The organism is Chloroflexota bacterium (genome assembly GCA_016235055.1).
GTDB lineage: Bacteria > Chloroflexota > Anaerolineae > JACRMK01 > JACRMK01 > JACRMK01.
In genome coordinates, this window is record JACRMK010000036.1 from 53,433 (window position 1) to 78,601 (window position 25,169).

The window sequence follows — 25,169 nt, forward strand, 5'->3', positions numbered from 1 at the left end:
TATACACGCATTGCGGCGCACAAAAACAGCCATCCGCGCCCGATCGGGCGCGGATGGCTGCATCAGCCTGTACGTCGAGTCGCGCTCAGGTGATGCGTGCCGGGACCGGTCGACGGGCGATTATCCGGTCAAAGCGCCAGCTACCGACCAGCACGATCAGGTAGTAGCCCGCATAGGCGATGAGTTCGGTCAGCGACGGCCGCGGGTTGTAGCCAAACAGCGTGCGAACCAGCGCGCCAAGCAGGGTATCGGTTGGCAGAATGGCGCTGGTATCCCAGGCATGTTCGATTACCTCGGGCACGATCGCGGCCTCGTTGAACTCATGCACACCCCGTCCGACCAGGCCGGCGGCGAACAGAATCAGGATGACGCTCGTCACGCGGAAGAACTCGCGCGTGCTGAGCTTCACCGTCGTGGCGAAGATGAGATAGCCGACCGCCACAGCGCAGGCCAGCCCGATCGCCGTGCCGGTCAGCGTTTCCTGCGCCGACGAACTGAAGGCATTGGCGCTCAGCAGCAGCGCCGTTTCGACGCCTTCACGGAAGACCGCCAGAAACGCCAGGCTGAACAGGCCCCACCCGGCGCCAGTGCCGGTAATCGCCTGGCGCACCTCGCGCTCAAACTTGCCCTTCATCTGCGCGCCCTGGAAACGCATCCAGAAGATCATCCACGTCAGCACAATGGCCGCAAGCATAAATGTCGTGCCCTCGAAGATCTGCTCAGCCGCGCCTTCCAACTCGATTCCGATGGCGGTCAGCGCAACGGCAACGGCGATCGAGGCCGCGACGGCAGCGGCCACGCCGCCCCAAACCAGCGAACGACGCCCCCGGCTGTCGCCCATCTGGGCCAATGCACCCAACAGGAGCCCGACCACAAGCGCCGCCTCAAGCCCTTCGCGAAACGCGAGCAGAACCGCTGAAAACATGACGACTCTCCCTGACAGTAAGTGTTGAAACGCTTCAATTTGGCCTCGCTATGGCGTAAGCCCATACGAACCAATGGCGTTAGTATACGCTAACGCATCTGTTTTGTCAATATGTATGAGAGAATTAATAAAAACAGGGATGGATCGCTTTCGACCCATAAACAAAGGACTTCCGGGGCAAAGACCCCGGAAGTCCTGAGCATAGCGATGCGTAGAAGCGAGCCTACGGCGTTGCGATCTCTTCGGTTGGCGCGGCTACCGCAGACGCCTTGTCCGCCTCCGACAATTTGCGTTTGAGTATCTTTCCGACCAGTGTCTTCGGTAGATCGCTATGAAACTCCACCTGCTTCGGCACTTTGTACGGCGACAGGTGCTCGCGGCAGTACGCGATGATCTCCTCCGGCGTCGCCGTCTCGCCGTCTTTCAGCACGATATGCGCCTTGGGCAGTTCGCCGTGATACGGATCCTTCACGGCAACGAGCGCCGCCTCTTTGATCTTCGGATGGCGGTACAGCACCTCTTCGACGTCGCGCGGGAAGATCTTGAACCCGCCCGCAATGATCATGTCCTTGATGCGATCCACGACATAGAAGAAGCCGGCCTCGTCCATGCGGCCGATGTCGCCCGTGTGCAGCCAGCCGTTGCGGATCATGCGCTGCGTCTCATCCGGCCGGTTCCAGTAGCCGCGCATAATCTGCGGGCCGCGCACGCAGATCTCCCCGATCTCGCCGGTCGGCAGCAGCGTATCGCCGTCATCCAGGCTGATGATCGCGGCCTCGGTATCCGGCACCGGCAGGCCGATGCTGCCGGTCGTGCGCCGCCCGTGAATCGGGTTGCAGTGCGTCAGCGGCGCCGTCTCGGTCATGCCGTAGCCCTCGACAAGTCGTCCGCCGGTCACGCGCTCGAAGCGCTCCTGCACCTCCGCCGGCAGCGCCATCGCCCCGCTGACGCAAACCTTGATCGAACGCAGATCGTGCTTCGCCAGCTCGGGGTCCTGCAGCAGGTTGATATACAATGTCGCGACACCGGGAAACACGCTGGGATGGTAATGGTCGATCGCCGCCAGTGTCGGGCCGCGCTCGAAGCGCGGGAACAGGATCATCGCCGACGCCAGATGCACCGCCTGGTTCATGCCGACCTGCTGGCCGTAGATGTGGAAGAACGGCAGCACACACAGGAACGTCTCCTGCCCCGGGTGCGCGATCGTGTTCCACGCCACGCCCTGCAGCACATTGGTCACCATGATGCGGTGCGTCAGCATCGCCGCTTTGGGCGTACCGGTCGTGCCGCCGGTGTACTGCAGCAACGCCAGATCGTCGGGCCGCACGTCCACGCCCGGCGCCCGCGACGGCGCGGCCCGCAGCAACCCAACGAACGAATGGTCGCCGGGCGCAATCTGTGCGCGGTGCCCTTCCTTCTTCTCTTTGGCGAGCGTGAAGAGCAGATTGAGATGCGGCGGGAAGTAGTCTTTGATATTGGCGACGATCACATTCCGCAGCGGGGTCTTGGATCGCACCGCCTGCACGCGCGCATAGGTCATCGTCAGCGTGACGATCGTCTCCGCGCCGCAGTCGTTCAACTGCTGCGCCAGCTCCGGCTCGGTGTACAGCGGTGAATGGGTCACCACCACCGCGCCGGCTTTCAGCGCGCCGTAGTAGGCGATCACGAACTGCGGCGTATTCGGCAGGTGCAGCGCGACGCGGTCGCCCTTCTGCACGCCGAGCGCGATCAGGGCATTGGCAAAGCGGTTGACGGCGTCGCCCAGGAAGCGGTAGCGCATGCGCGCGCCATAGAAATGAATCGCGACATGATCGGGAAACAGATCAGCCGCACGATCGAGGAAAGCGTACAGCGGCTGCTCCGGGTAGGCGATGGTCGTGGGCACACCCGGCTCGTACGCGTTCAACCACGGCTTGTCCATGGGGAGCTCCTTTCGGCTAGACGACGGGCACCGATGGCGAAACTGCGCTTCACTTGATTCTAGGCTCATCGGCCCGCCGGTCAAATCCGACCATCGCACAATGTTGGGTTTCTTTGGTAACGCCCTGTTGCGCATGCAGAGTAGTTCACCGGGGCGCAATTGGACATGGGGACGAAGCGGAATCTGTGAGAGAACAAGCCGTCACTCCCGCGGAAGCGGGAGTCCAGGGGCAACACCGCTGGATGCCCGCTTTCGCGGGCATGACGAATTGCCACATCCTAACGCCGTGTTGGCTGCGCCCGAGCACGTCAGTCTGCCCCTTCACCGCGCAGGCTTTGCCAATGCGCCGCATTAACGTTATCATGGGCGCATGACCCATCAGGAATCCGTGGTACTGATAAAGGAACTTATGGCCGCCAAATCAAAGGACGATCTACAGATCAAGTTCGGTGAGGCGGTCGACAAAGTTGATGCGACATTCTTCATGGTCGTCAACGACGTGGTAGCGAAGCTGCGGAAGGATGGCAAAGTTGACGCCGCGCAGCATCTAACGAAAATCGGCGATTCGTTGGCCCGATTGCGTTTCATGATCTAAGCAGACCGTTCGGGTCTTTGAAGACCCCAAGGGTCTACGGCGTTTCACAAAAAACCCATGACCTCACTAGCCGAGTTCCGCGAGCGCAAGGATGCATACTTTCGCACGCCACGCTCACCGCTGACGCCGGAACAGCACAAAACGTTCGCCGGACTGCGCTACTTCGCAGAGAACTCGGCCCTGCGCTTCCGCGTGCGCATCAACCGGCTGTTAAAGGTGCAGACCGTTCAGATGCAGACCAGCACCGGCCACCTGGCGAGCTACCTGCGCTATGGCCATGTGGAGTTCGACGTGAACGGCGAGCCGCAGACACTGACGATCTACAAATCGGAAGACCACGACGCGCTGTTTCTGCCGTTTGCCGACGCCACCAGCGGCGTCGAGAGTTACGGCGCCGGCCGCTACCTTGATCCGGCGCCGGAGCCGGATGGCGCCATCGTGCTCGACTTCAACCTGGCCTACAGTCCCTACTGTGCCTACAACGACCAGTGGACGTGCCCGATCCCCCCGGCCGAGAACCGCTTGAAAGTTCGGATCGACGCGGGTGAGATGAAATATCGCGAGGAGTAACCCATGCCCGACACCATTCGCCGCCTGCAGCAAGCCCAGCAGACCATGCGCGCGCAGCAGATCGATGCGCTCATGATCTCAGCGCCATCCGACCTGCTCTACCTGATCGGCTATCATTTCCATCCCTCTGAACGGATGACGATGCTGTTCATCCCGCCGGAGGGCCAGCCGTCCATCGTCATGCCGCAGTTCGAGGCGTCGCGACTGGATGCCGCGCAGAAGAGCTTCCTGGCCGTGCGGCCCTGGACGGAAACTCAAAGCCCGGTCGCGTTGCTGGCCGAGGTGGCCAGCGATCTGCCGCCCAATGCGCAAATGGCTGTCAGCGACCAGATGTGGGCCGGCTTTCTGGTCGGGATGCTCGAGCATTTCCGTGGCGCGAAGTTCGCCAGCGCCTCGCGCGTGTTGACGCTGATGCGCATGGTCAAGGACGCTGACGAGATTGCCGCGATGGAGCACGCGCAGAACATCGCCAACACCGTCTTCGAGAGGATTTGCGCCTCGCAGTTTTCCGGGCGCACCGAGTTGAGCGTCCAGCAGGAGTTGACGGCGCTGCGGCAAGAGTTGGGGCTGTCGGATTGCACCACGGGCATCGTCGGCAGCGGGCCGGACAACAGCGCCTCGCCGCATCACCGCACCGGCTCGCGCGTGATTCAGCCGGGCGACGCGGTCGTGATGGATTACGGCGGCACATATCAGGGCTACCACGCCGACATCACGCGCACGGTCCACGTCGGGCCGCCGTCGTCGAAGTTACGCGCGGTGTACGCGATCGTCGAGGAAGCCCACCAGGCCGCCTTCCGCGCCTACGTGGTCGGAGCGACCTGCGAGAGCGTCGACCGCGCCGCGCGCGACGTGATCGAGAAAGCGGGCTACGGTCAGTACTTCACGCATCGCGTCGGCCACGGCATCGGGCTGGACGGCCACGAGCCACCCTATCTGGTGGGCGGCAACACGCAGCCGCTGGTGGCGGGCATGACATTCAGCGACGAGCCCGGTATCTACATCCCGGGCGAGTTCGGCATCCGCATCGAAGATATGGTCGCCGTCACCCCGAACGGTCCGCGCCGCTTCGACCGCTCGACGCATGATCTGGTGGTGGTAAGGTAACAGAAATAACCAACCCAAGTGGGCATGATACAATCCGTTGACCTGACTAGTGCCGCCGGTGGAGGGCTGCTGACGATGCGGTTGGAGGCAAGTGCGAGAGTGTGCCGTTTGTATTTATCCGTGAATGGCGCCAACGATAGAACGCGAGGGCGATTCAAGAGCCCCTTGACAACCTAAGCGACCATGACCTGAGCCTGTCGTAGGACACGACAATGCACGCACGGTTCGACAGGTTCAGCGTACGTGCTGAGGTTGCCGAGCCATGCGGCTCGTCGGATTAAGGCGATACACCACGACTCTTGAATGGCCCTGACATAACGCTGACCATTGACGCCAAAGGGTAACAATTCTATAATGACCGTGTCTTTCGCGAAGAAGTACCGCAAACGAAGAGTCAGCACGCACGGCGACAAAGGTGTCTGAATGGAAATGTTCTAACCTTTTGCAGGTCGCGGACTCCTAGCAACATTCCATGACGGCTTGCGTCAGAGCAACCGCGTCAAGCGCACCTACCATTAAGGGACGCAGCTTTGGCGCGTATCGGGGTGTCGTTCAAAGATAGTGTTACTGCAATTTACTTTCGAACCCGTGCACCAGTCGTTCTCTTCAATAATCGGCATTTGATCATCTGCCACAAAGAGCCAGGACAAGTCATATGCAGCTATCACTTGGGGGAATCCAAGACACTGTCTTGCGAGGCACACTCGCCATTTTTCTTTTCGTGGCTTTCGTGACGGTACTCAGCATGTATCTTTGGCATGTATTAATGGACGTCGCCATCGCGAATAGGAACTACAACTTCCCACGTGCGCCGAAATGTAACGCGGAATTCTGCGGACTTTATCATCGAGTTGAAAATGACCCTCTCTCCATGGCATGTCTAAGCCCATACGGACGTCAGTTGTTCCCAAAGTTAAGTATGGGCGGAGATCAACCCGGGTGTCGATTTTCAATTCAGGTTAGAGAAACTGCTATTTCCAGAATGCCTGCAAATACCTATCTGAAGGAGTTTCTCGACAACAAGTCTGCATTCAATTCAATTAACGCATGGTGGAAGATTATTGCGATATTAGGCGGACTTGTTTTCTTCTCATTCGGCTTAGTAAGTCTTGTAGACCTTTTCAATGCACTCACGCGCTAGAAAACCGAGGAACGAGGCTTAATGTGACACGCGCAATAGAAAGACTGGTTGGCTACACCTCCGAGTCAAACGGCGAAGCCACTGAGATGAGGGAATTCCTTGTCGCGACGCTTTTTGTACTTTCATTCGCACCGGACCGCGAGCCCTCAGGCGGATTCGAGCGCTTGAGAACGGACTATGAGAGATTCTTCAAGTCATCAGCCGCACTCGAGAAGGCGCTAGAGACTGAGTTCTTTTCGAGCTTGTACATTGAGCGGGCCGAGCGGCCAGAAATTACGAAGATGATTCCGTCAAAACGCTTGATATTGGTCCGGGGGCTACCTGGAGTTGGAAAGACGGTTATCTTGAAGCGAATCAAGCTAGACCTGGATGGTCAAGACTTTCGGTTCTTCTACTTCGATTTTAAGGCAATTACGGAACAGATGCAGAATCGGGCGCCTGTCTCCTTTCAACAGCGATTTCAGGACGTCATATATTCACGTATATTTGACGATTATGTTAGCACCTCCGATTCACTTGTGAAAGGCTGGACGCTTTTCAAGATCCGGCATGACATTGGCTACCTACAGTTTAGAGAGTGGGTACTCGAGTTTGAAAAGCATGCCTTGAGCACCGACGAAGACTGGGAGGCTGCGCTGGAAAGACCCGAAGTAGAAGCCTACTTCAGGTCCACAAATGTCAAGCCGTTGCTTCATACATTGCTTTCGTTTATTAAAGAACGCGTAACCTACCTTTTGTGTGTTGATAATGTGGATAGGCACCCGATTCCATTCCAGGCCGAGATGCTTGCACAGTGTCTTGACATTACCAACTCGGTTCAAATTCCAGTGATCTTGGCTATTAGAGAACCGAATCTAAAACGCATTGTCAACTACGGCGTTCTCGGAGATGTCTTGCTGGCGGATTACTTAGATCGCCTCAAGGCTGGCGACGAACCCAATGTTCCAATCAATGGTATGGACGACGCGTCAATCCAATCGTTGCTTTCCAAGAGATTCCAATTTCTAGAAAGCCACAACCAATTGGAATCGGTTTCCGATTTCGCGGATAGATTTGAGAGGAACTATAATGTGAGTCCGCGTGATTTTAAGGAGAGATTTTGGGGCGTTTTCCAAGCACTGTCCAAAACCTTCGTGGAGAACGATATATACGATTACTGCAACCACAATATCCGTGAGGTCCTGACTCATCATTTCAGGCTAATCTCTCGAATGCTGCATGCCACGAATGATTACTTTAATGTCGAAAGGCTGCTTCAGAATGACGAAACGTCAAACCTTACCGACTTAAGAACCTACCTCTTTAGGTGGTTGATATGTGGTGACCCCTTAAGAAAACCCAAGTTCGGTGGCGGACTAACTAATATCTTCGACAAAGGCACTCCGAATTTGGGTATGCTCGATCTAAGGATACTGGAGGTCTTATTCAACAAGGACAGAATATTCCAGGAAAACAGTGTCGCAATTGGTGACCTTGAATCGGAATTCTTACGACTTGGTGTAAGAGGTGCAGTACTGCGGGAACACATTTCTGCGCTAACAAAGAATGAAGGAAATAAAGAGTTAGGTTTTGTCTGGCTTGACTTTGCATTGAAGGAACTACTAAAAAGCGATACCCATATCGAACTTATGCCGGCAGGGAAATACTTCGTCAGGTCTCTGTCGAACTCACGGGAGTATGCATTTTGGTCTGCCATATCCGCTGACCTCAAAGACAACGTGGTCTCTCTTCCGCGGTTCACATCTTTCGACACCCGCTCAGACATTTTCAAACTCGAAGTCGTTCATCGCTTCATCGAGCGGACGCTGATTCCAGGACTTGAACACGAGTTCGAATTCGTCCAGAAATACCTACAGACTCCGAAAGACTGGGAGGCGTCAAACTGGCAGTATTTTCTCAAGCTCTTCTCAATTGAAGGCCATTTGTACCCATATAGGCTTGCGGCTTCAGTCCAAGCAACAATAACTCACTCCAACCTCTCGAAATCCGACATCCATGAGTTTTCTATGTCTTACTTGGTACTGAAACGCGTAATTCATGAAATAGAATTACGTCAATGAACCTTCACAGACAGTCGTGAGATTTCGGTATTATGCGAACTAGGATCCCCGCCAGAAATCCGATGTACATGCTTTGTGAATAGACGATTGATCTCGCATTAGACGTAGAACCGGGCCGCCGTGATATCGGGTACCATGTAGTCGTTGCTCGGCTCACCGAAGGTGTGGCCTGGCCATGAGCCGTCCCTGCAAGCTACCCTATATTGGAACTGGCTTCCTCCGCGCGGGTACAATGCGGGCACCAATACTGTCCGGAGAAGTACAGTCAGCGGCATGCGAACCCGCAAGGTCAATGCAGTAAATCGTGCGTCGGGCAGTAGATTCGGCTACACGCGTTCCTCACTTCGCGTAAGGTGATCGTTGGAATTGACAGATTTCACCTGCTGAGAATCGGTTGACCGTGAAGGTCAAGTCGGGCGACCCAACACTCGACTCACACTAGAACGCGCCCTATCCGGAGTACGACCAATGAATTCAGGTACACCGGAGCCCAAACCCGAACAATCGAAACCCGCACGCCCCAGCGTCGCACCCGACGTTGCTCCAGCGCAGCCCGGCACGACGCCGACCATCGGCGCTCCCGGCGACGGCGGCGCACCGATCGGCCCGCCCGACCACTCCAGCGCGTTCGAGCATGCCGACCCCGCTACGCGCGCCAACTCGCTGCTGCACATGCAGGAGACGCGCGGCAATCAGGTCGTTTCGCGGGTGATGATTGCACGGGCCGTGCAGCGCTGGGGCTTCGGCATCGGCAATCAGCCGCCGCGTACGCCACCGCAGGCCACCGACCCTAAGCCGATCGTCGATAAGTACTCGCGCCCCGAATATGCCGAGCTCCAACTCAAGGCGACCTACATCAACCGCGGCGAGCCCGGCATGGACAACCTGATCGACCAGATCGGCCAGGAGATCGATCAAGTCCAGCCAACCTCCAAGGAGGCGGTACTGCGCGTTTGGCGCGACAAGAAGCAGCAGATCGTCAAAGATGTGGGGGCATTCGTCACCAAGTTCGAGACCGATGCGAAAGCCACCGTCAAGGCGATGCTGCTGGTCAGCAAGACCAAGATCGAGGAGGAGAAAAAGCGCTACGGCCTGACCGAAAAGACCGCCGGCAGCGGCGATTACAAGGCCGACGCAAACGACGATACCAAGAAGATGGCGGCCGCGGTGCAGAAGCTGATGAAGGTCGGCGAGGAGATGGTCAACCTCGAAATCAGCATCAAGAACCAGTACGCCAAGCAGCACCCGTCCGGGCCGATGGAGGAGCCGCAGCAGCGCGAAAACGCGGCCAAGGCGCTGATGGGTGATGAGAAGTACGTTGCCAAGGCGCAGGAGTACGAGAAGCTGTTCACCGCGACCGCCGGCGAGTTTCCGGTGGTGGCCGCATTCAAGGACAACCCGGCGCAGATGGGCGCGCTGGCGGCCATGGGGCGCTCCGGCCCGGCGGCCACGGTGGTCGGCAAGACGCTGCAGGACAAGCTCGACAACATCGAGAAGACGGGACAGAACGTCGACGGCGGCAAGCTCAACATCTGGTCGTTGCCCAACGTCATCACCGGCACCAAGGCCAAGCTGGGCGTCAAGGCCGGCTCGGTCGAAGCCTATGCGGTCGACGACAAAGTACGGACGCTGCAGAAGGAGACCGAAGAGAAGAAGCAGGCGCTGATGGCGATCAGCCTGGCCGTGGGCGTGATCGCGGCGGTCGCCACGGCCGGCGGCAGCCTGGTCGTGGCCGGTGCGGCGGCCGGTCTCGGTCTCGGCATCGACGCGGCCGAACTGGTCAACAATGTCCAGCAGTACCAGGTGCAGAGCGCGGCCAGCGACACGAGTCTCGACCGGGCCAAATCGATCTCCCAGAACGCGCCCGACCTGTTCTGGCTGTGCGTTGAAGTGGCCATGGTCATCGTGGACGTCGTGCAGGCGGGGCAGATCATCAAGCAGGCCGCAGGGCCCGTGCGCGGCTTCGTGGGCGCACGCAAGGCGATGGAGGCGGCACACCCCGGTCAGCCTTTGACGGCCGCAGAGGCCGAGCAGTTGTCGAAGAAGTTGAAGGACGAGGTCGAGCCGGCGCTCGCGGGACTGCCGCAGGAAACGAAGACCAAAGTCACCGGGCAGCTCGATCCAAGCCACGAACTGCCGTCGGTGGTTCGCGTCGGAGAAGCGGGCACTTGGACCGAAAAGGAGTTGCGGGCCGCCCTGTCGCGCAGCGGCGCGGGCATGGACGCGATGACCATCGAGAAAAAGTTCGGCGTGAACGTCATCACGGCGCCGACGGTCTCCGACAAGTTCATACCTCCCAATAAGGTTTTCATCAACAGCGCCCGCACACCTGAGCAGGCCGCGGATTCGTTCATCCACGAGATGACGCACGCCAAGTACCACCACGAGAAGCTGACCGTCAATGTGGCCGGATTTGAGAAGATGCCAAAAACAGACTACATCAGCAAGATGTGTCGCGAAGAAGCCGAAGCGGAGGCCAATGTTGTGCGCCACAAGTTCGACGCGCAGTGGAAGCAGAACAAGCCGTACAACGCCACCAGCCCGGTCGAGCGCGCCTACAGCGACGCGGCGACGGCGGAGATGCAGCGCCTGATGGCGCTGAATCCGAACATGGATCGACAGATTGCCCTGATGCGCGCCGACCTCGTCGCGCGCGATGCAGTCTACCGCGATGTCATGTCCGGCGGGATCAAGAATGGCATTACGGGCGAGGTGTATCCGATCTACTACGGCAATGCGTGGGAGAAGGCGCAACCGCCCCTGCCGCGCTTCCCGCTGCCCGGCGAATAGGTCGTGCACGCGTCCGTCATATCAAATTCCGATTGGGTGGCTGGCGCGCAATGCCACAGGCACTCCGTCATGCCGGCGACGTTGCCCGCTGGCTTCGGGCCAACGGGCGGTTAACACTCAGCGGCATGAGGCCGCTGAGCACCGCCGGCATCCAGTCCAGCAGTCCAGGATTTTGGACTCCGGCTCCCATGGAAATAGGCAACTCCAGGCGTAGGGCCAGGTCTTTGACCTGGCCAACTGGACGGGTCAAAGACCCGTCCCTACAACGACACGCCCATTTCCATGCGCGAGTGTGCGTCCCTGGCGCATTAGCAACTTTCGCCGGAGTGACGTTGTGACGTGCTGGTATCATCAATTGACCAGGAAATTGCTCTAGACTATGCACAGACATTGAGCCGTGTGAACCACGTCACGGCCAATGTGCGACAACCGTGTCACCCTCCTGCACCAATACGCCGATCGGCCCGGCTACCCATCCCGTTGCAAGCACTTGGCCTTGTGCCAATGAGGGAACCTGAGCGTCATAAACTGCTATCTGGTCAGTTATTCGCACTAATTTTATGCGCGCCGACGTCAGCGTGCGATTTGCCACAATGGATGCACGTGTCTGCCCCGCCGACGTCTCGACCCGCAGTGCAACCGTATCGTTGGCCCACGTCAACCCACCGAGATTGACGACCGGATACCAGCTTTCATCCCACGTCAGGCTGTCACCGGCCGCGAGCGTGCGTACGGTACCGAACTGCGGCGTCGCGCCACCGTGCATTTCGACGTAGCTCGACCCATCGTCCGTGTAGTTTGATGGATCGATCGGGCGCGCCCAGCCAAAGCCGAAGAACTTGGCCCCGCGCGCTTCCGGTGACGAGTAGGCACGCACGACGCCGGCGTTGCGCGCGCCGTCGTACACGGCCTGAAAGCCGCCTGCCGCCTCCGGCCGCTGGAAGAACCCGAGCCACTGGTCCCAGTTGCCGAGCCGGCTCCAGTCCACGCCATTGTACACCGGCCACGCAAACGGCTGCCCTGCCCCCGGCAGACGGTCGTGGTCGCCGGTTGAATGTACCGTCGCCTCGGTCCCCGACATGACGAAGCGCGTCTCCGCGCTCGGCTGGTTGCCGCCGCCGGGCGCCAGCATCGCGTTCGTCCAGTACTGGAAATCGAGCGGCGCGGCGGTCGGATTCTCGATGCGCGGCGCGATATGCACCGCCGCTTCGCGGTCGTACAGCGTCACGGCGACCCGCGCGCGCAGGCGGTTCGCCGCATCGCTGTCGCGCAGCGTCACGCGCATGCCGCCCGGCACGGCGTCGATTGTGTACGCCCACGGGATCGCCGACTCATAGCCGTGTTCCTCGACCGGCAGGCACCATTCGATGCCGCCCGCCGCCAACCACCAACCCACTTCCAGCGGGCCCCAGTGCGACGGCTTGATCACCGCATTCTGGTACAGCATCGGCTGACCGCTCGCCTTGTCGACGATCTGATACACGCGCCCGCCAAGCTGCGGCATGAGGCTCACGCGCAGATAGTCGTTCTCCAGGTACACCAGCGTGTAGGCGCGATTCTCGATGACGGAACCATCGTACGCCGTCCAGTCGATGCGCTGATACGGTATGTTGAAGTAGCCGTTGATATGCGTTTCGAGCGCGGCCTCGACCGGGTGCGTGGGAATCGTGATCGTCCCCGTCCAGACGAACGTCGGACTATTGACAGGTGACGAAGTAAGCAGCGGCAGATAGATCGTCATCGGCTCCGTGGCGGTTATTTCCCCCGGCTGGCGCAGCACGGGCGCGCTCCCGCGCGCTGAGGGTGCTTGCGGCGCGACGAACAGCCCGGTGACAAGCGCCGCGGCAACGGCTATCACCCAGGCCAAACGTGCAAAACGTGTCATCGTCATCACCCGCTTTCATTGTACCACCTGCCGGCTTGTCGCGCCCGCTGTGGTAGAATCCAAAGCAACGCAAACTTCGCAGATTTCAGGTCCTTCGCGCGCGAGGCGTGCCTGACAGTTACGGCGCTGCCTTCGCGCTCAGGATGACAAATCGGGGCGTGGATGCTCGGTCGCTCGCGTGTGAGGCACACTCGCATAGCATCACATTGCCGCGCGCTTTCATCCGGTGCCTGCCGCACAGCAGCGGACGGCGGCGAGGCCACCGTATACAGGACATGCATGGCACGTCAGGACGCGCTCAAATTGAATACGCATAAGGCAAGGACGAATCCACCATGACAGCCACCGCAACCCGATCCAAGATCATTTTCAGCGACGGGCAGTTGGTTTCGCTGAACCCGACGACCATGCGCGAGGTCGGTCGCGTGCCCGTTACGACGCCCGACGAACTGCCGGGTATTCTGGCCCGCGCGCGGCAGGCGCAGAGCGTGTGGGCCAGGCTACCACTGCGCGAGCGCGCACGCCGCCTGCGCCCGTTTGCCGATCACCTGTACGATCAGGTCGATCGGATTGCGGACACCATCGCCCATGAGTGCGGCAAGCCGGTCATGGAAGCGCTGAACTCGGATGTGCTGCCCGCCATGATGCAGGTCGACTATCTGGCGTCGAAAGCGCCGCGCTACCTGGCCGACGAGCCGCTGCCCGATTACTGGATCACCTGGCTCATGGGCAAGCGCGGCCACCTGGTCTATCGCCCGCACGGCGTCGTCGCGGTCATTTCGCCATGGAACTTCCCGTTCTGGCAGACCGCCGGGCCGGTGCTGTCCGGGTTGATCGCGGGCAACGCCGTGATCGCCAAGCCGAGCGAGTACACGCCGTTGAGCGCCGACCTGGTGCGCGAACTCGTCGCGACACTCGATCTGCCCGATGGCCTTTTCGCCATGATACACGGCGACGGACGCACCGGCGCGGCGCTGGTGGCGGCCGGCGTCGACAAGGTCGTGTTTACCGGCAGTCCCTCCACCGGCCGCAAGGTGATGCAGGCCGCCGCGCAGAACCTGACGCCGGTCACGATGGAGCTCGGCGGCGTCGATGCGGCCATCGTGCTGGAAGACGCTGATCTGGAGCACGCCGCCAGTGGCATCGTCTGGGCCGGCTTCACCTGCGCCGGGCAGGTCTGCGCCTCGGTGGAGCGCGTCTACGTGGCGGCGCCAGTCGCCGATGCGTTTCGCCGGCTCGTGACCGAGAAGACGCAGACGCTGCGCGTGGGCGATGCATTGGACCGGGTCGATGTCGGTTCGATGAACAACGAGCGCCAACTCACCATTGTCAAGCGCCAGGTAGACGAGGCGATCGCGCGCGGCGCAACGGTGCTGGCCGGCGGCAAATCCGGCGACGGCGCGGGACTCTTCTTCGAGCCAACCCTGCTCGACAATGTGCCGGACGACGTGGAGCTTATGCGCAGCGAGACCTTCGGCCCCGTGATCGCACTGCAAACGGTTTCAAGCGCCGACGAGGCCGTGCGCCTCACCAACGCGCACATGACCGGCCTGACGGCCAGCATCTGGACGCGCGACGTGGGCCGCGCCGAACGCATGGCGCGCGACCTGCACGTCGGCACGGTGTCGATCAACGATCACCTGTCGTCGGCGGGCATGCCCGATCTGCCCTGGGGCGGCACCAAGGAGAGCGGTTTCGGCCGCCTGCAGGGGCGCGCCGGGCTCATGACGTTCGTCATCCCGCAAGTCGTCACGCACGAGCTACTGCCGCTCAAGCGGCCCTGGTGGTACGGTTACGACGAGCCGACGCGGGCGATGTTTCTCGGCATCATGGCATTGCTGACCCGCCGCAGTACCGCCGCCAAGCTGAGCGCCGTGTGGCAAATCCTTCGCAACTTCAACCTTCGCAAGCTACGCTGAACAATCCGCCGGGCGCCGACCGTACTGAAGATAGGTCCGGCGCCTGGCTTTGATAGTTCGCTGTAACCCCCTACGCCGAAAGGCGTATTAACCTGTAGAGACAGCCGACATGGAGCCAACTTTCCCCGACGAAGCGCGTATCATCGAGCAGGCCCGTCGGGGCGACACCGGCGCATTTGAGCGGCTGGTTGAGCAGTATCAGATCAGCGTGTTCAATGTGGCGCGGCGCCTGCTGGGCGACGACGGCGAAGCAGAAGATGCCGCGCAGGAAACGTTTATGCGCGCGTATCGCCAACTGCGCACCTACGATCCGCACCGCCGCTTCGAGCCGTGGCTGCTGAGCATCACATCGCACTATTGCATCGATCGACTGCGCCGCCGCCGCTTTGCCGGCCCGTCGCTGGACGACGACGAGCGCTGGGATGAGCAGTGGGCGGCCGCGCTCCCGGAGGTGGACGAACGACTGCTGGCTGACGAGCGCGCCGCGGACGCTCGCCGCTTGCTGGACGCCCTCTCCCCCGGTCACCGGGCGGTGGTTGTGCTCAAGTACTGGCGCGATCTGTCAGTCGAGGAGATTGCGCACATGACCGGCGACTCGGTCAGCAACGTCAAGGTCAAACTGCATCGCGCCCGTCAGGCGATGGCCAAGTCGTGGCACACTCACGAACAGCTCACAGCTGTCAAGGAGCAGTACCATGCACGCTGACATGCTGGCATTGATGCACGAAACATTGGACGGCACGGCACATCCGGCGCGAGCCGCGCAGTTGTCCGCACACCTGGGAACGTGCGCTGACTGCGCCGCCGCCTGGCGGGCGCTTTCCACGGTGCACCATGTCATGCTGACGGCGGAGACGGTTGCGCCGGCGCCCGGGTTCACCAGTCGAGTCATGGCGCGCATCGAGTCGGAGCGCGCCGCAAAGCCGGCGCGCGCGCGTCCCATGCAGCTCATGGCGGCGGCCGTCCTCACGGCGCTGGTGCTGGGGATTGCTGCTCTGCAAGTCTGGCCGAACGTCGATGCCGGCGACGTGGTGGCCGCAACGCCGGCGTTTCTGGTCACACTGGTGCAGACCGTCAGCACGTGGCAGGTCCTGCTGGGCACGTTCACGCGCACCCTGCTGGCGGTCGGCGGCGCCACCGCCGTGGATATCGTTCTTGCAGTTACGCTGGTCCTGGTTGGGGCATGGGCATGGTTGATGGCGGGCGCAGGCCGCGCCATCCCGCGCCCGTTCAGTCTTGGAGGTTTGCAATGAAAACACGTTTGAGCCTGGCGATCATTATCGCCATTTGCGCCGCGTTGACCGGCGGCGTTGCATACGCGCAGGGACGCGCGGACGACCGCGTCTGCGCGGGCGGCACGATCGCCGTGGAGGCGGGCACGCAGAACCAGAATGTCCTGCTGTTTGGGTGCAGCGGCGTCATCCGCGCCGATGCAGTCGTGCAGGGCGATGTCGCCATCTTCGGCGGCAGCCTGATCATCGAGAAAGGCGCGCGCATCGAGCGGGACATTGCGGTGCTCGGCGGCAGCGTCGATGCAGCGGGCGTCATCGGCAACGACGTAACGGTAGCCGGCGGGTCGGTGACGTTGCGCGAAAGCGCAGTCGTCAATGGCCGCGTGCGGCTGGCCGGCGGCAGCATCAAGCAGGCGGACGGCTCGGTCGTGCGCGGCGGCGTCAGCCAGGAAAACGGCGTGCGTTGGTTCCCTTCGATGCCGTTTGTATCGCCGGCCTATACGCGCCCATTCAACATTGATTGGGGCTTCGGCCGGGGCATCCTGGCGGCGCTCGCGCTGGCGGCGCTCGGCGCGCTCGTGGTGGCCATCGCCCCGCTGCCGGTGCAGCGCGTCGCCGACGCGGCGTTCGGCTCCGTGCTGCCGGCCGCCGGCACCGGCTGCCTCACCCTGTTGATCGTGCCGGTGCTGGCGATTGCGCTGGTCATCACGCTGGTTGGCATACCGATCGCCTTCCTGCTCGTGCTGGCCGCCGCCGTGTCGTGGTATTTCGGGTGGATCGCCATCGGGTTCATCGCCGGACACCGCGTGCTGGAAGCGTTGAAGGTGCGCGAGATCGCGCCGGTGCTGGCCGTCATCATCGGCGTGCTGCTGCTGGCCATTGTCGGCGAGGTGCCGTGCATCGGCGGTATCGCCGGTCTGCTGATCGGCACGCTGGGCCTCGGCGCCGTGCTGCTGACGCGCTTCGGCACGCAGGTCTACCCGCCATCAGGGATGGCGCCGGCGTCCTGGCCACCCTCACCGGTCGCTCCGGTTGCGCCGGTCACCCCACAGCGCGTCGCGCCGTTCCCGCTGGAACCGCTGCCCCCGCTGCCGGCAGAACCGCCCGCAACGCCGCCGACGCCGCCTGCGGAGCCGCAGGCATAGCCGGGCAACCGAAATCCGCACGGTCGATGCGGTGTGGAGCACAGGTCGATGCGCATTTGCCCGCGTATCGACCTGTGGTAGACTAGATGGTTGGAGTTAGCGACAAAGGGCGTATCGGTATGCACGGGACAGGGTCACACGCGTCATGTTAAGTAGATTTTTCGGTCGCAACGGCACAGGCAAACACGTCGGCTACCACGAGCACGATCACCTGATCGAAGTGCGCCAGGTCATCAAGGACTTCGATACGGCAGCCGGCAAGTTTCGCGCGCTCAAAAGCGTCAATCTGACCGTCAATCGCGGCGAGTTTGTGGCCGTTATCGGCAAATCCGGCAGCGGCAAATCCACGCTGATCAACATGCTGACCGGCATTGACCGGCCGTCCGAGGGCGAAGTGTTCATCGCTAACACGGCCGTGCATACGCTCAACGAGGGCCAGATGGCGCAGTGGCGCGGGCGCACGATCGGCGTCGTGTTCCAGTTCTTCCAGTTGCTGCCCACGCTGACGATCGCCGAAAACGTGATGCTGCCGATGGACTTCTGCCACATGTACACGCCGCGCGAGCGCCGCGAACGCGCGATGCAGTTGCTGGCGCAGATGGACATGGCCGAGCAGGCGCACAAGCTGCCCTCGGCCGTCTCGGGCGGGCAGCAGCAGCGCGCCGCCATTGCGCGCGCGCTGGCTAACGACCCGCCGATCATCTGCGCCGACGAACCGACCGGCAACCTCGATTCGCGGACGGCTACGCAGGTGTTTGAGATGTTCGAGCAGTTGGTCGACCAGGGCAAGACCATCCTGATGGTGACTCACGACCAGGACCTGGCCCGCCGCGTGTCGCGCACGGTCGTGATCGCCGACGGCGAGATCGTGGATGAGTATCTGGCGCGCGCCCTCCCCGGGCTGAGCGAAGCGCAGTTGCTGGACGCAACCCGGCGCCTGAAGACCGATTCGTTCGAGCCGGGCAGCATCATCATCCGCGAGGGCGAACCCGGCGAGCGATTCTTCGTGGTGCGCAAGGGCCGCGCCGAGGTCGTCCTGACCGAGCCGAACGGGCAAGAGATCACGGTCGAGTACCTGCATCCCGGTCAGTACTTTGGCGGCACCGCGCTATTGACTGGCGGCGGGCACCACGCCACCGTGCGCGCCGACCCGGACTCCGCGGTCGAGATCGTGTCGCTGGATCGCGAAGCGTTCGCGGCGCTCGTCAGCGAATCGCAAGCCGCGCAGGCGCACATCGCGCAGTCCGCGACGGCGCGCGTGAGCACCGTCGAGCAACTGCGCCAGGGGACGCCGGCCTAGCATGGATCCGCGCTGGCGTAAGGTCGTTCGCGACCTCTTCAACAACAAGCTGCGCACCATGCTGGTGGTGATCTCGATCGCCGTCGGCGTGTTCGCGGTCGGCATGATTTCCGGCACGCAGTCGATCATCGGCCACGATCTGCCGGCGGACTACGTCGCCATCAATCCGCCGAGTGCGATCGTCATCACCGGCGGCTTCGACGACGACTTCATACCGGCGGTGCGCCGCATGCCCGAGATCGCCCAGGCCGAAGGGCGCCGCACGGCCAACCTGCGCATCAAGGTCGGGCCGGCCGGGGAGCGCAAAGCCGGCGGCAACGACGAGTGGCGCACCATCCGCATGCAGGCGGTGCAGGACTTCAACAAGATCGAAGTCAACGTCTTCCAAAGCGAAAGCGGCGCGTGGCCGCCGCCCGACCGCACCATCTTGATCGAGCGTAATACGCTGCCCGTACTCAAAGTCAAAGACGGCGACAGCCTGCTAGTCCAGACGCCGGACAACAAGCTGTACGAACTGCGGATTTCCGGCATCGTGCACGACCTGAACGAGCCGCCGGCGGTGTTCACCGGCCTTGCCTTTGGCTACGTCACGCGTGATACGCTGGAATGGCTGGGGCTGCCGCGCGATTTCAACGTGATCGACATCGTGGTAGCGGATAACCGGCTCAACAAGCCACACATCCAGGACGTGGTTGAACTGATCAAGACGAAGCTTCAGGAAGGCGGCTATCGCTACACCGGCATCTACCTGCCGGAGCCGGGCGAGCATCCCGCGCAGGTGATCATCAACTCGATGCTGATGATCCTGGGGGTGATCGGCGCGCTGTCGCTCTTTCTCTCCGGCTTTCTGGTCGTCAACACGATCATGGCGATCCTGGCGCAACAGATCCGGCAGATCGGCATCATGAAGGCGGTCGGCGCGCTGACGCCCCAGATCATCGGCATGTACATGACCAGCGTGCTGATCTACGGCGGACTGTCGCTGTTTGTGGCCGTGCCGCTTGGCTCCATCGCGGCGTACTATTTCAGCGCCTTCATCGCCAACATCGTCAACTTCAACACCAGCCCATTCCGCATACCGCCGGAAACGCTGGCGATCGAAGTCGCGGTCGGACTGCTGGTACCGCTGGCCGCGGCCATCGCACCGATCTTCACCGGCGCGCGCATCAGCGTGCGCGAGGCGCTCAGCAACTACGGCGCGCCCAGGACGAAGCAGGGCGGCACGTGGACGGACCGCCTGGTCGAGCACATGAGCCTGTTGTCGCGGCCGCTGATCCTGTCGCTGCGCAATACGTTCAGGCGCAAAGGGCGGCTGGTGTTGACGCTGTTCACGCTCACGCTGGGCGGGGCGATCTTTATCGCCGTGCTGAGCGTGCAGACGTCGCTCTTTGCCACGCTCGACGAGGCGCTCGCCTACTGGCGCTACGACGTCGCGCTGAGCTTCAGCAACCCGCACCGCATCGACCTGCTGCAGTCCGAGGCGATGCGCGTCCCCGGCGTAACCGGCTCGGAAGCCTGGGCCGGCGCCAGCGTGAAGCGCCTGCGGTCCGACGGACACGAAAGCCCGGCGCTGAACATCGTCGCGCCGCCTGCCAATAGCAGCCTGATCCGCCCGGTGATGCTCGAAGGCCGCTGGTTGACCGCCAACGACGAGAATGCTATAGTGGTCAATACTGAGGTGATCAAGCAGGAAGAAGACCTGGCAGTCGGGAAACCGGTTACGCTGAAGTTCGGCGACCGCGAGACGACGTGGACCGTGGTCGGCATTGCCAAGGCGGTCATGACCGGCCCGCTCATGTATGCGAACGCCGGCTACCTGGCCCGCGAGACGCGCACCGTGGGCCGCAGCACGGCGCTACAGGTGACCCTGAACGCCCACGATGCCGAGGCGCAGCGCGCCGGGGCCGCGGCGCTCAAGGAGCATCTCGACAACGTCGGCCTGCGGGTCGTCTCGACGCAACAGACGTCGCAGACCCGCTCGACCATCGAGTACCAGTTCAATATCATTGTCGTGTTCATGACGATCATGGCCCTGCTGCTGGCGGTGGTTGGCGGCCTCGGCCTGATGGGCACGATGAGTATCAATGTGCTGGAGCGCCAACGCGAGATCGGCGTGATGCGTGCCATCGGCGCGTCCGACGGTTCGGTGCTGCTGATCTTTATGTCCGAGGGCGTGCTGATCGGCGGCATTTCGTGGATACTGAGCGTTATCTTCGCGATCCCGATCAGCCGCCTGATGAGCGACGCCGTCGGAATCGCGTTCCTGCGCTCCCCGCTCAGCTACACCTTTGCCATGAACGGCGCCTTGATCTGGCTCGGCACTGTGCTGGCACTGGCCGGCCTGGCGAGCTTGCTGCCTTCGTGGCGTGCCATGCGTCTCACTGTGCGCGAGGTGCTTGCATACGAATAAGCCTGTAGTGTGTATAGATGCCGGAACGCAGTTTTACATCATTCTCTCCCGGAAGGTGTGCCATGAAGAATCTGAAGCTATTGGTGGTTTTGCTGGCCGGTCTGCTGCTGGCGGCCTGCGACTCCGGCGCCGCCACGCCAACCGCGGCGCCCTTGCCCCCGCAAAAGGCGGCCAGCGACGTCGTCGCGGAGGCGGAAGTCGTGCCTGTGAAGTACGCCGAGTTGAACCTTTCGGCACAGGGCCAACTGGTGTCCGAAGTAATGGTGGCGGAAGGCGACGCGGTGAAGAAGGATCAGATCCTGTTGCGCATCGACTCCAAGCGACAGACCGCGGCCGTGGCGCAGGCCGAAGCGGGGCTGGCCAAAGCCAGGAGCGCGAAGTTGACCGCCGCCGCCGCGCTGACGCGCGCGCAGGCCAACCTGGCGCTGATGAAGGCGGGACCGCGCTCCGAGGATGTGGCCGTGGTGGAGGCCGGATTGAAGGCAGCGATGGCCGAGCTTGACCGCGCGCAGGCCGGCGCCGATACGACGTCGCTGGCGACCGCCAGGGCCAATATGGAGAAAGCGGCGCGCGCCGTCCAGCAGGCGCAGTTCGCCTATGACCGCGTGAAGGATACGCCGTACGGCAACATCGGCCCCGACGCGCTGCGGCTCGAACAGGCTACGCTCGACTACCAGGTGGCCAAGATCGCGTACGAGCAGTTGCAACTCGGCCCGCGCTCAGTCGATGTCGGCCCGGCGCGCGCGCGCGTCGCGCAGGCGCAGGCGCAACTTGAGCAGGTCAAGACGGGCACGCGTCCGGAGCAGATCGCCATCGGCGAAGCCGATGTGGCGGCCGCCGATGCGCAGCTCAAGAGCGTCGATGCGGATATCGCGGTCGCCGAGTCGTCGGTGGCGTCGGCCAAGATCGCGCTGGCCGATACCGAGCTTAGGTCCCCGATCGACGGCACGATCGTCACGCTGAACGCCAAGGCGGGCGAGCCGGCCCCGGTCAGCTCGTTCGCTGTGCGCGTGGCCGACCTGTCGGTGTATCAGATTCAGACCAAGGACCTGACCGAGTTGTCGATCGGCAAGATCAAGGTCGGGAACAGCGTGCAAATCAAGTTCGACGCGATTCCCGACGCCGCGATGACGGGCAAGGTCACACGCATCAACCCGTTCGGCACCAACCGCCAGGGCGACATCGTCTACAAGGTGATCGTCGCGCCGGAAAAGCAGGATGCGCGCATGCAGTGGAACATGACGGCATCGGTCACGATCAAGACGCAGTAATGCGCGATAGCGTAGGGACAGGTCTCTGACCTGTCCTGCACCTGCGACAAACGCAACAGTTCAGAGACCCGCTTCACGTCCAGCCCCGACGCCATCCGCGACCGCCGATCACTCCAATCGTCACTCCCGCGAAAGCGGGAGCCCATGGGCAACGCCTTTGGATACGGGCGCATTGCAATGCGCCCCCTACATGGGCATGACAGGCAGGTCGCCCGGCGAAAAGTTCTGCCCTCTCCGCATCGGGGCGCACACGCAGGTGCGCCCCTACGTGATCCTGAACATGATTGGATACGCCCCAGGGCACCGCGCTAATCCGCGGCCGGCGTGCAAGTCAACCCTAGCCGCGCCATCGCTTCCGCCAGGTCCCGTTCCGCCGCGCCCAGCACGCTGTCAACCACCCCTCCATCCGGACCGGTTGTGGAAAGCGAAACGCGAATGGCGATCTCCGGGCCAAAACGCCGCGCGCGCGACTTGATATAGACGCGTGGGTGACGATCGACGACGCCCTGCAACTCCGACGCCATCAGCGACTCGTCCTGGCAGTTCACGATGACGGTATGCATCGCATAGGTTGCCGAGCCGAACAGCCGGTTCAGCAGCGGCGCCATCGACTCGGTGAAGATGCCTTTCAGTTCGGCGGGCACACCGGGCAGGCAAACCACGGTTGAGCTCCCGACCTCGAGCATCGCCGCAGGCGCGCCGCCGACCGGATTGTAGATCGGTTCCGCCCCTTCCGGGAAGAGCGCCATCTTGCGGCGCGCATCGTTCATCGCGCCGGATGGAAGCCAGCCCCGTGCCGCCAGTTCCGCATAACGCTTCGTCAGCATGGACAGCGCCTCGGCATGCTCCACGAGCGGGCGCCCCAGCGCGGCGGCGACCGCGGCCAGCGTCAAATCATCGCCAGTCGGCCCCAGTCCGCCCGACAATAGAATCAGCCGGCTGCCGGCATCAATGCCGGCGTGCAGCGCACCGGCAATCGCCGGGAACTCGTCGCGCACGATCACGCAGCGGCGCACGAACCCGCCCAGCCCGGTCAACTGACCAATCAGCCAGTACGTGTTCGTATCCTGCGCATCGCCGATCAGCAACTCGTTCCCGACGGCGATGATCTCGCAGGAAACCGCAGCGTGCGTCATGGCCTGGCTCCGTCCGGTGCCGTGCGAAGCGCGGGATGCAAAACCGTGGCCGCCAGCCGATTGCGGACCTCGGCCGGCGTCAGCGGGCCGTCCTCGGTGAATACTTTGGTCACCAGATCGAGCGGGGTCATGTCGAAGTAGATGTTGTACCCGGACAGGTTGGGTTCCGGCGGCACGATTTCAGCCGGGTCTTTTTCCTCGATCGCAATGGCGGCGCCCGCCGGCAGAAACTTCTCTGTTCCGGCAAAGCAGTAGAACGGCACGCCGAACTGGCGCGCCGCGAGCGCCATACCGAGCGTGCCGACTTTGTTCATGATGCCCTGTGGCGTAACCGCATCGGCGCCGACCAGCACCGTGTAGAAGCCCTCGACGAAAACGGCCGCCGCCGCATCGGCGATCACCTCGACGGCGATGCCTTCGGCAGCCAGCCGGCGCGCCATCTGCACGCCGTCATACTGCGGGCGTGCCTCGGTGCAGACGACGCCAAAGCGCTTGCCTGCGCCATGCGCCCGCAAAAGCGCGGCGACGACGGTGCTCGAATGGGAGTGCGCCAGCAGGAGCGCGCCGCTGTGGATATACGGCAGCGCCTCATTGGCGATGCGCCGCGCGTGGTGCGCCAGAAAAGCCATATAGCGCAGGGCCGCATCGGCGGCGCGCTGCGGCACGGTAGCCGTCACGCCAGCGCCGTCAACCGCAAGCAGCACATCGTTGCACAGGTTGAGCAGCGACGCCATGCCCGGCTGGGCCGCCACCAGTGCGCGGCACAGCGCGACGAGCGCCGATCCAAACGTCTCATCGTCGCCGGTCCACTCGTCGGCCATCCGCATGATGACCATCGCGGCGCGATCAGCCAACTCGACCGCGCCGGCCTGCCGGTCGGCCGCGATGCCCGCGATGGCCGCTTCGATCTCCCCGGCAAGCATCGCGCCGATCAGCCGCGCCCGACGTATGGCTGCACGGTCGGCAACAGCGTCATTTCGAGCACATTGAGGTGAGGCGGTTGCGCCGCCATGAACACCACCGCCGCCGCAACCTCGTCGATCGACATCATCGGCTCGCGATTGAAGTCGCTGTCGGGCGTGGAGCGCGCTTCGGTGCGGATATTGCCGGGCTTGATGCAGCTGCACACGATGCCGTGCGCGCGGCCTTCCAGCGCCGACACCTGGGTCAGCCCCCACAGCCCGTGCTTCGTCGACGAATACGTCGCCGAGTCGGGTCGCACACGGTGCGCCGCGACGCTGGCCACGTTGATGATGCGTCCGCCGCCCTGCGGTTTCATGATCCGAAACGCCTCGCGCGTGCACAGGAACGGCCCGGTCAGGTTCACCGACAGCGCGCGCTGCCACAGATCCAGAGACAGCGACTCCAACGGAGCGCCATCCAGAATCGCCGCGTTGTTGACCAGAACGTCGAGCCGCCCCCAGCGCGCAACGGTCTGCGCGAAGAGCGCGGCGACCTGGTCCTCATCCGCCACGTCGCACGGCACGGCCAGCGCCTCGCCGCCCGCTGCGGCGATTTCGGCGGCCACCGCCGCCAGCTTGTCCGCCGAGCGCGCCGCCAGCGCGACCCGGCACCCTTCGCGCGCCAATGCCAGCGCGATGCCGCGCCCCAACCCGTAGGACGCGCCAGTTACAATCGCGACCTTGCCTTCCAATGTGCTCATCAGTAAAGACTCCGCGTTATACTGTTTCAGTTTGATCATGTCCCTATATCTTGGGGCAAGTGTGGTTGTCACTCCCTCATCCCCTGGCCCCTTCTCCCC

General features: G+C 62.4%; 19 protein-coding genes. 13 read left to right on the forward strand and 6 right to left on the reverse strand.

Annotated elements, in window-relative coordinates:
* Positions 1-85 precede the first annotated feature (85 nt).
* Both HZB53_08925 and HZB53_08930 read right to left on the reverse strand, forming a co-directional pair.
* Entirely contained in the window at positions 86-925 is an 840-nt protein-coding gene (locus HZB53_08925) for an FTR1 family protein (protein ID MBI5877760.1), read from the reverse strand.
* Positions 926-1,148: 223 nt separating this feature from the next.
* Positions 1,149-2,846, reverse strand: a complete 1,698-nt coding sequence (locus tag HZB53_08930; protein ID MBI5877761.1) for a long-chain fatty acid--CoA ligase — start codon at positions 2,844-2,846, stop codon at positions 1,149-1,151.
* Between the two features lie 409 nt (positions 2,847-3,255).
* Between HZB53_08930 and HZB53_08935 the strand changes: the two genes are divergently transcribed.
* The 6 genes from HZB53_08935 (at position 3,256) to HZB53_08960 (ending at position 11,109) form a co-directional block, all read left to right on the forward strand.
* The gene (locus HZB53_08935) at positions 3,256-3,441 is read left to right on the forward strand and encodes a hypothetical protein (GenBank protein MBI5877762.1); all 186 of its coding nucleotides are present in this window, start codon (positions 3,256-3,258) and stop codon (positions 3,439-3,441) included.
* Between the two features lie 57 nt (positions 3,442-3,498).
* The gene (locus tag HZB53_08940; GenBank protein ID MBI5877763.1) at positions 3,499-4,011 is read left to right on the forward strand and encodes a DUF1684 domain-containing protein; all 513 of its coding nucleotides are present in this window, start codon (positions 3,499-3,501) and stop codon (positions 4,009-4,011) included.
* A gap of 3 nt (positions 4,012-4,014) precedes the next feature.
* Positions 4,015-5,118 (forward strand): aminopeptidase P family protein, encoded by a 1,104-nt coding sequence (locus HZB53_08945; GenBank protein ID MBI5877764.1) that lies wholly within the window; start codon positions 4,015-4,017, stop codon positions 5,116-5,118.
* Positions 5,119-5,773: 655 nt separating this feature from the next.
* Positions 5,774-6,259: a hypothetical protein gene (locus HZB53_08950; protein ID MBI5877765.1), complete on the forward strand. Its 486-nt coding sequence runs from the start codon at positions 5,774-5,776 to the stop codon at positions 6,257-6,259.
* A 23-nt stretch (positions 6,260-6,282) separates the two neighbouring features.
* Positions 6,283-8,319: an ATP-binding protein gene (locus HZB53_08955; protein ID MBI5877766.1), complete on the forward strand. Its 2,037-nt coding sequence runs from the start codon at positions 6,283-6,285 to the stop codon at positions 8,317-8,319.
* A 468-nt stretch (positions 8,320-8,787) separates the two neighbouring features.
* The gene (locus HZB53_08960; GenBank protein MBI5877767.1) at positions 8,788-11,109 is read left to right on the forward strand and encodes a hypothetical protein; all 2,322 of its coding nucleotides are present in this window, start codon (positions 8,788-8,790) and stop codon (positions 11,107-11,109) included.
* A 409-nt stretch (positions 11,110-11,518) separates the two neighbouring features.
* On the opposite strand, the gene HZB53_08965 is transcribed toward HZB53_08960, so the two are convergent.
* Positions 11,519-12,994: a DUF5107 domain-containing protein gene (locus HZB53_08965; GenBank protein MBI5877768.1), complete on the reverse strand. Its 1,476-nt coding sequence runs from the start codon at positions 12,992-12,994 to the stop codon at positions 11,519-11,521.
* A 335-nt stretch (positions 12,995-13,329) separates the two neighbouring features.
* Between HZB53_08965 and HZB53_08970 the strand changes: the two genes are divergently transcribed.
* The 7 genes from HZB53_08970 to HZB53_09000 all read left to right on the forward strand — a co-directional run bounded on the left by HZB53_08970 (position 13,330) and on the right by HZB53_09000 (position 22,271).
* The gene (locus HZB53_08970; protein MBI5877769.1) at positions 13,330-14,913 is read left to right on the forward strand and encodes an aldehyde dehydrogenase family protein; all 1,584 of its coding nucleotides are present in this window, start codon (positions 13,330-13,332) and stop codon (positions 14,911-14,913) included.
* A 109-nt stretch (positions 14,914-15,022) separates the two neighbouring features.
* Complete coding sequence (locus tag HZB53_08975) at positions 15,023-15,619, forward strand: sigma-70 family RNA polymerase sigma factor (protein MBI5877770.1); 597 nt, start codon at positions 15,023-15,025, stop codon at positions 15,617-15,619.
* Entirely contained in the window at positions 15,609-16,166 is a 558-nt protein-coding gene (locus HZB53_08980; GenBank protein ID MBI5877771.1) for a hypothetical protein, read from the forward strand. Before HZB53_08975 ends, HZB53_08980 begins: the two co-directional genes overlap by 11 nt.
* On the forward strand, positions 16,163-17,290 hold the full coding sequence (locus HZB53_08985; GenBank protein MBI5877772.1) for a polymer-forming cytoskeletal protein: 1,128 nt from the start codon (positions 16,163-16,165) through the stop codon (positions 17,288-17,290). The genes HZB53_08980 and HZB53_08985 overlap by 4 nt, the downstream gene beginning before the upstream one ends.
* 145 nt (positions 17,291-17,435) lie before the next feature.
* The gene (locus tag HZB53_08990) at positions 17,436-18,590 is read left to right on the forward strand and encodes an ATP-binding cassette domain-containing protein (GenBank protein MBI5877773.1); all 1,155 of its coding nucleotides are present in this window, start codon (positions 17,436-17,438) and stop codon (positions 18,588-18,590) included.
* A 1-nt stretch (position 18,591) separates the two neighbouring features.
* Entirely contained in the window at positions 18,592-21,000 is a 2,409-nt protein-coding gene (locus tag HZB53_08995; protein MBI5877774.1) for an ABC transporter permease, read from the forward strand.
* Positions 21,001-21,062: 62 nt separating this feature from the next.
* Positions 21,063-22,271, forward strand: coding sequence for an efflux RND transporter periplasmic adaptor subunit (locus tag HZB53_09000; GenBank protein ID MBI5877775.1), 1,209 nt, complete (start codon positions 21,063-21,065; stop codon positions 22,269-22,271).
* A gap of 308 nt (positions 22,272-22,579) precedes the next feature.
* Here the strand turns inward: HZB53_09000 and HZB53_09005 are convergent, their stop codons facing one another.
* From HZB53_09005 to HZB53_09015, 3 genes are read right to left on the reverse strand one after another with little or no spacing between them, the layout of a single operon-like run.
* Positions 22,580-23,407, reverse strand: a complete 828-nt coding sequence (locus HZB53_09005) for a competence/damage-inducible protein A (protein ID MBI5877776.1) — start codon at positions 23,405-23,407, stop codon at positions 22,580-22,582.
* Positions 23,404-24,330, reverse strand: coding sequence for a hypothetical protein (locus HZB53_09010; GenBank protein MBI5877777.1), 927 nt, complete (start codon positions 24,328-24,330; stop codon positions 23,404-23,406). Before HZB53_09010 ends, HZB53_09005 begins: the two co-directional genes overlap by 4 nt.
* A gap of 8 nt (positions 24,331-24,338) precedes the next feature.
* Positions 24,339-25,070 (reverse strand): SDR family oxidoreductase, encoded by a 732-nt coding sequence (locus HZB53_09015; protein MBI5877778.1) that lies wholly within the window; start codon positions 25,068-25,070, stop codon positions 24,339-24,341.
* Between the last annotated feature and the right edge of the window lie 99 nt (positions 25,071-25,169).

Excerpts from the sequence above, each read along its gene's own strand:
- HZB53_08960 (MBI5877767.1), top strand. The coding sequence starts at position 8,788 with ATGAATTCAGGTACACCGGAGCCCAAACCCGAACAATCGAAACCCGCA.
- HZB53_08970 (MBI5877769.1), top strand. The coding sequence starts at position 13,330 with ATGACAGCCACCGCAACCCGATCCAAGATCATTTTCAGCGACGGGCAG.
- HZB53_08925 (MBI5877760.1), bottom strand. The coding sequence starts at position 925 with ATGTTTTCAGCGGTTCTGCTCGCGTTTCGCGAAGGGCTTGAGGCGGCG.
- HZB53_08980 (MBI5877771.1), top strand. The coding sequence starts at position 15,609 with ATGCACGCTGACATGCTGGCATTGATGCACGAAACATTGGACGGCACG.
- HZB53_08990 (MBI5877773.1), top strand. The coding sequence starts at position 17,436 with ATGTTAAGTAGATTTTTCGGTCGCAACGGCACAGGCAAACACGTCGGC.
- HZB53_08965 (MBI5877768.1), bottom strand. The coding sequence starts at position 12,994 with ATGACACGTTTTGCACGTTTGGCCTGGGTGATAGCCGTTGCCGCGGCG.
- HZB53_08950 (MBI5877765.1), top strand. The coding sequence starts at position 5,774 with ATGCAGCTATCACTTGGGGGAATCCAAGACACTGTCTTGCGAGGCACA.
- HZB53_09005 (MBI5877776.1), bottom strand. The coding sequence starts at position 23,407 with ATGACGCACGCTGCGGTTTCCTGCGAGATCATCGCCGTCGGGAACGAG.
- HZB53_08940 (MBI5877763.1), top strand. The coding sequence starts at position 3,499 with ATGACCTCACTAGCCGAGTTCCGCGAGCGCAAGGATGCATACTTTCGC.
- HZB53_09015 (MBI5877778.1), bottom strand. The coding sequence starts at position 25,070 with ATGAGCACATTGGAAGGCAAGGTCGCGATTGTAACTGGCGCGTCCTAC.
- HZB53_08995 (MBI5877774.1), top strand. The coding sequence starts at position 18,592 with ATGGATCCGCGCTGGCGTAAGGTCGTTCGCGACCTCTTCAACAACAAG.
- HZB53_08975 (MBI5877770.1), top strand. The coding sequence starts at position 15,023 with ATGGAGCCAACTTTCCCCGACGAAGCGCGTATCATCGAGCAGGCCCGT.
- HZB53_09010 (MBI5877777.1), bottom strand. The coding sequence starts at position 24,330 with ATGCTTGCCGGGGAGATCGAAGCGGCCATCGCGGGCATCGCGGCCGAC.
- HZB53_08945 (MBI5877764.1), top strand. The coding sequence starts at position 4,015 with ATGCCCGACACCATTCGCCGCCTGCAGCAAGCCCAGCAGACCATGCGC.
- HZB53_09000 (MBI5877775.1), top strand. The coding sequence starts at position 21,063 with ATGAAGAATCTGAAGCTATTGGTGGTTTTGCTGGCCGGTCTGCTGCTG.
- HZB53_08935 (MBI5877762.1), top strand. The coding sequence starts at position 3,256 with ATGGCCGCCAAATCAAAGGACGATCTACAGATCAAGTTCGGTGAGGCG.
- HZB53_08930 (MBI5877761.1), bottom strand. The coding sequence starts at position 2,846 with ATGGACAAGCCGTGGTTGAACGCGTACGAGCCGGGTGTGCCCACGACC.
- HZB53_08985 (MBI5877772.1), top strand. The coding sequence starts at position 16,163 with ATGAAAACACGTTTGAGCCTGGCGATCATTATCGCCATTTGCGCCGCG.